Origin of the sequence: Streptomyces sp. NPDC025273, from assembly GCF_040638585.1 — a bacterium.
GTDB classification, from domain to species: Bacteria; Actinomycetota; Actinomycetes; order Streptomycetales; family Streptomycetaceae; genus Streptomyces; species Streptomyces cinereorectus.
The window spans coordinates 1-5,659 of sequence record NZ_JBEZYP010000042.1 but is presented as its reverse complement, the minus strand read 5'-3'; the positions used below and the strand labels follow the sequence as shown (position 1 = coordinate 5,659).

At 68.7% G+C, this 5,659-nt stretch carries 4 protein-coding genes and 2 pseudogenes; 5 read left to right on the top strand and 1 reads right to left on the bottom strand.

Annotation, left to right across the window (positions count from 1 at the left end; translation table 11 throughout):
- The first annotated feature begins 419 nt into the window (after positions 1–419).
- The 5 genes and pseudogenes from AB0F38_RS31530 to AB0F38_RS31510 form a co-directional block, all read left to right on the top strand.
- Positions 420–1,811 (top strand): MBL fold metallo-hydrolase, encoded by a 1,392-nt coding sequence (locus AB0F38_RS31530; RefSeq protein WP_361900858.1) that lies wholly within the window; start codon positions 420–422, stop codon positions 1,809–1,811.
- 157 nt (positions 1,812–1,968) lie between these two features.
- The gene (locus AB0F38_RS31525; RefSeq protein ID WP_361900856.1) at positions 1,969–2,550 is read left to right on the top strand and encodes a rhodanese-like domain-containing protein; all 582 of its coding nucleotides are present in this window, start codon (positions 1,969–1,971) and stop codon (positions 2,548–2,550) included.
- A complete protein-coding gene (locus AB0F38_RS31520; RefSeq protein WP_361900854.1) occupies positions 2,547–3,449 on the top strand; it encodes a sulfite exporter TauE/SafE family protein in 903 nt (300 codons plus the stop codon). The genes AB0F38_RS31525 and AB0F38_RS31520 overlap by 4 nt, the downstream gene beginning before the upstream one ends.
- Before the next feature lie 58 nt (positions 3,450–3,507).
- Positions 3,508–3,771 (top strand): metal-sensitive transcriptional regulator, encoded by a 264-nt coding sequence (locus AB0F38_RS31515; protein ID WP_361900852.1) that lies wholly within the window; start codon positions 3,508–3,510, stop codon positions 3,769–3,771.
- Between the two features lie 288 nt (positions 3,772–4,059).
- Positions 4,060–4,167, top strand: a pseudogene (locus AB0F38_RS31510) (DUF6332 family protein); the annotation flags it as partial.
- Positions 4,168–4,360: 193 nt separating this feature from the next.
- Here AB0F38_RS31510 and AB0F38_RS31505 read toward each other — a convergent pair.
- Positions 4,361–5,512, bottom strand: a pseudogene (locus AB0F38_RS31505) (IS701 family transposase); the annotation flags it as partial.
- Between the last annotated feature and the right edge of the window lie 147 nt (positions 5,513–5,659).

Below are 5,659 nucleotides of genomic sequence, written 5' to 3'. Positions count from 1 at the left end.
TTCTTCGTCCACCTGCATCGAAACTCTCCCTCCACTCATCGACATAATACCCCAAGGGGTATAAAGCCGGAGCGGTGCATCCCGGCGGCCGGCGCATTCGCCGAGGGGACGTGCACCGTCGGCCGGGTGCGTCAAGCCTGGGGTGATGGATACCCCCTGGGGTATTTGACAATCTGAGCAGCGGTCTTTTACGGTCGATGACGTAATACCCCATGGGGTATGTGGAGGCGCTTCGTCGCGGCGGTCGATGCGACGGGGCGGCCCTCCGGCCCGGCCTGGCGCCGGGGTCCGCCGCTGACGCCGTCGGCTCGTCGGCGCCCAGCCCCCCTGCTACCCGCGCCCGCTCTTTCCGGGGGGCGCCTCACGGCCCGAATAATACCCCCCGGGGTATGTGGTCCATTTCGTGACGGAGGTTTTCCGTGTTCTTCTCGCAGTACTACCTCGAGTGCCTCTCGCAGGCGTCGTACATGATCGCCGACGAGTCCACCGGTCAGGCCGTGGTCGTGGATCCGCGCCGGGACGTGTCGGAGTACCTGGACGACGCCGAGGCGCGCGGTTTCACCGTGGTCGGTGTCATCAACACCCACTTCCACGCGGACTTCGTCGCCGGTCACCTGGAGATGGCCGCCCGCACCGGGGCGTGGATCGGCTACGGACGGCGTGCGGAGACCGAGTACGCGATCCGCAAGCTGGCGGACGGCGACACGATCAGCCTCGGGGACGTCACCCTGAAGATCATGGAGACTCCCGGGCACACCCCGGAGTCGATCAGCGTGCTGGTCCACGAGCGCGCCGAGGACACCGTCCCGTACGGCGTCCTGACCGGCGATGCGCTGTTCATCGGCGACGTGGGGCGCCCGGATCTGCTGGCCTCGGTCGGGGTCACCGCCGACGAGCTCGGCGCGATGCTGCACGACAGCGTGCAGAACAAGCTGATGGGCCTGCCCGACGAGGTGCGCGTCTTCCCCGCTCACGGCGCCGGTTCCTCCTGCGGCAAGAACCTGTCCACGGAGCGGCAGTCCACGATCGGTGAGCAGCGTGCCACCAACTACGCGTGTGCGCCGATGAGTGAGAAGGACTTCGTCGCCATCGTCACGGCGGGGCAGTCGGCGGCTCCGGGTTACTTCGCCTACGACGCGGACCTCAACCGCCGGGAGCGGGAGCTGTTCGACCCGGCCTCCGCACCGCAGGCCCTGGACGTCGCGGACTTCCTGGCCCGGCGTGCGGCGGGCGCGGTGGTGGTGGTCGATGCCCGTGACCCGCAGGAGTTCGCGGCCGGCCATGTGCGCGGTGCGGTCAACGTTCCGGCGGATGGCCGGTTCGCCGAGCAGGCCGGTACCGTCCTGCCGCTCGGGGCCGAGCTGCTGGTCGTCGCGCCGGAGGACCGTGAGGAGGAGATCGTCACCCGTCTCGCCCGCATCGGCTTCGACCGGGTCGCCGGCTACCTGACCTCGCCCGACGAGACGTTCGAGGCGATGGCCGACGAGGTCGCCCCCGCGAGCCGCCTGACCGCCGCCCAGCTCCGCGAGGCGCTGGAGGGCGACAACCCGCCGGTCGTCGTCGACGTCCGCAACTGCGGCGAGCGCGGCGAGATGGGCTTCATCGAGGGCGCCCAACACATCGCGCTCGGCGAGCTCCCGACTCGTCTGGACGAGATCCCGCGCGACAGGCCGCTGGTCCTGCACTGCGCGGGCGGTCACCGCTCCTCCATCGCCGCCAGCCTGCTGCGCCGGCAGGGCTTCGAGGACGTCTCCGACGTGCTCGGCGGCTGGGCCGCCTGGGCCCTGCTGAACCAGCCCGCCGCCGCCTGACCCGGCGGGTCACAAGCCGCCGGTGCACCCGCGACAGGAAATTTCTGCCCTGACTGCCGCCGGTGCGGGTGCACCGGCCCCTCACCAGGCATTTGTCTCTTCCCCCGCTTCCCGCCCGTGCCGAGCACGGGTGCGTTTCACCCCACATGGAGTTCTCGTGACGACCACTGCAAACGCCACCGCCTTCACTCCCGCCGCCCTCCAGCACCTGATCGGCAACGGAAACGCCCCTCGCCTGCTGGACGTGCGTACTCCTGGCGAGTTCCAGACCAGTCACATTCCCGGCGCCTACAACGTTCCCCTGGACACCCTGCGTGAGCACCGCGGCGAGCTGCGCCGCCACCTGGACGAGGACGTGGTGCTGATCTGTCGCTCCGGTGCCCGTGCCTCGCAGGCCGAGCAGGCGCTTTCCGAGGTGGGCCTTCCGAACCTGCGGGTCCTGGACGGCGGCATGATGGCCTGGGAGGCTTCCGGCGCCCCGGTCAACCGTGGTCCGGAGCGGTGGGAGCTGGAGCGTCAGGTCCGTCTGATCGCCGGCTCGGTCGTGCTGGTCAGCGGCGTCGTGGGCTTCTTCGTCCCCGGCGTGCACCTGATCGGCACCGCGATCGGCGCCGGGCTGACGTTCGCCGCGGTGAGCAACACCTGCGCGATGGGCATGATGCTGTCCAAGCTGCCCTACAACCGCGGCCCGCGCACCGACATCCGGACCGTCGTCGCCTCCCTGCGGGACCGGTCGTGATCACCCTCGTCCTCGCCGCGTCCGTCCTGATCGGCGTCAGCCTGGGCATCCTGGGTGGCGGCGGGTCGATCCTGACCGTGCCGATCCTGGTCTACCTGGCCGGTCAGGAGAGCAAGGAGGCCATCGCCACCTCGCTGTTCGTCGTCGGGGTCACCAGCTTGGTCGGGCTGATCCCGCACGCCCGCGCCCACCGGGTCCGGTGGCGCACCGGACTGATCTTCGGCGCGGTCAGCATGGTCGGCGCCTACGGTGGCGGCCGCCTGGCCGAGTACATCCCCGGCACCGTCCTGCTGATCGCGTTCGCCCTGATGATGCTGGCCACCGCCGTGGCCATGCTCCGCAAGGGCGCCGGCCGCAAGAAGGCCGGGCACAAGGCCGCCCACGCCGAGCTGCCCGTGAAGCTCGTGGTCGTCGAGGGCCTGGTCGTGGGCGCGGTCACCGGACTGGTCGGCTCCGGCGGCGGCTTCCTCGTCGTCCCCGCCCTGGCACTGCTCGGCGGACTGCCCATGAGCATCGCGGTCGGCACGTCGCTCCTCGTCATCGCGATGAAGTCGTTCTCCGGGCTCGCCGGCCACCTGGCCGGCGTCCAGATCGACTGGGGTCTGGCGTTGATGGTGACCGCCGTGGCCGTCGTCGGCAGCCTGATCGGCAGCCGCTTCGCCGGACGCATCCCCCAGGACACCCTGCGCAAGGCCTTCGGCTGGTTCGTCGTCGTCATGGGCGTCTTCGTCCTCAGCCAGCAGCTCCCTGCCGCCGTGTGGACCAGCCCTCTGACCTGGATCGGCGCCGCACTCACAGCGACAGTGGCGGTGGCCTGGACGCTGGCCGGCAGCCGTCGGACGCCGACCGCCGACGGAACGATGCCGGAGAAGACCCGCCGTCCGAGCATGCGCTCCTGACACCGCGCCCCAAGAGGACACACACGCCATACGTCATCACACACGAAGGAGAGACCCGGTGAAGGTAGAGCAAGAGACGGTGACCGCGGTTCTCAACCGGCTGCGCCGCGCCCAGGGACAGCTCACGGGAATCATCACCATGATCGAGGACGGCCGTGACTGCGCGGACGTCGTCACCCAGCTCGCCGCCGTCGCCCGTGCCGTCGACCGGGCCGGATTCAAGATCGTCGCCAGCGGCATGCGCCAGTGCCTCGCAGGTGACGGCGACCCCTCGTCGATGACGGAAGAGGAGCTGGAGAAGCTGTTCCTCACCCTGGCGTGACCATACGGACGGCTGTGGCCCGCGGCGGATCTCCGCCGCGGGCCACATGCCCGTTCAGGCCCGCCTGCCGGCGCGGTCACATGTCCGGCTGCCCGGCGGAGGCGTGGGGGCACCCCGCCTCGCCGGTTTGACCGCGGCCGGAGCGAGGTACTCGTCCCACGCGGCGGAATACCCCCCTGGGTATCCCTGTTATCTTAGAGGTCATCTCAATTGGCGATCGATCCGCCCGTGAGAGTCAGCGGCCATGCGCAGGCTCGGTGACTTGACCGCGATGTGAGACTTGCAGCCATGGACATGGGGCGTGAGTCACGGTGGGAAAAGGACGCAATGACGGTCGAGATCGTTTTTGCCCTGGTGACTGCCGCCGTGCTGGCTGGGGTGGTCTTTGCCGTCGCCTGGACTCTAGTACTGCAACGGTCTTTGGCCTGATGGTTGGGCAGTTTCGGGTGGTGTGTGGCCGCGTCGTTTGTAGTGGCTGAGACGGGCTTGGTGTTGTCGTCTGCGGCGCCAGTATGACCAGTGCAGGACGTGGTCGATGGTCGGGTGAGCCGGCTGATCAGGCGTCGTAGTTCGGGGAGGGTGAGGGGTATGAGCTGGGAGGATCCGTTTCTGCTTTGTCGGTGTCGAGTGCGCGGGCTCGCAGGACGGTGAGGCAGGCGTGGGCGGCCATGGCGAGGGTGATGTGGCGGTGCCAGCCGGGGTAGCGGCGGACCTGGTAGTCGTCCAGGCCGCATTCCTGCTTCGCGGTCTGGAAGCATTCCTCGACGGCCCACCTGCTGCCGGCGACGCGGATCAGTTCGTCGAGAGTGGTTTCCGACGGGCAGTAGGCGATGTAGTAGGAGATCTCCTGGGGTCGGCTGACGCTGCGGCGGGCGATCACCCAGTGCCGGCGGTCTTCGCGGTGCCAGGGCCGGACTTCGACCCTCGCCCAGTCATAGACGCGTGGTCCGTGGGCTCCGTTGCCGCAGGAACGGCGCTTCCACTTCTGCCGTGTCAGGCCGGGGAAGAGCTCGTGGACGGGGTGGTCGATGGCCCAGCGGGTGACGACGGTGTCGTGGCGGGTGGTGGCCATGACGTGGAAGACATCGGCCCGCTCGAGCTCGGTCCGCCAGCCTTTGGAGAAGCCGTAGGCGGCGTCCGCGGTGACCCACCGGAACGGGATCTTGTCGGTGATCGCCCGGCGGACCATCGCTTTTGCGGTGACCACTTTCGTCTCGAAGGCGACCGTGTCGTCGATGCCTGCGGCTCGGCATCGTTCCCGGTCATCGGTCCATGACGTGGGCAGATACAGGCGGCGGTCGATCAGCGTGCGGCCACGAGCGCTGGCATAGGCGAGGAAGACGCCGACCTGGCAGTTCTCCGTCCGTCCCGCCGTCCCGGAGTACTGCCGTTGGACCCCGGCCGAGCGGACGCCCTTCTTCAGGAAGCCCGTGTCGTCCACGATCAGCACGGCTTCCGGGTCACCGAGGTGTTCGACGACGTAATCCCGCACGTCGTCGAGGACTTCGTCAGGGTCCCAGTCGCAGCGGTTCAGCAGCCGGTGCATGCGGTCGGGAGCCGCGTGGCCGGCTTCCTCGGCCAGTGTCCAGCCGTTCTTCCGTTCCAGCGGGGCTATCAGGCCGCGCATGTACGCCAGTGCTGACTCACGCGGCTCCGACCGGGCAAACCGGTGCATGAAACGCTCATGCACCTCACCCAGGCCCGCCGCCCACTTCCTCACATCACCGAGGTCCCCACCCATAACCAGCCCAACGACCAACCTGGCCACCAGTCACGCCAAACGCCGTTGCAGTCTAGTACTCCAGTCGTGCTTCTCCATTTGTCCTGGTCACAGGGCCTTTCTGGAGTCTAGTTTGCTGACGCTCTATCAGGTGGGTGGAGGTTCGTG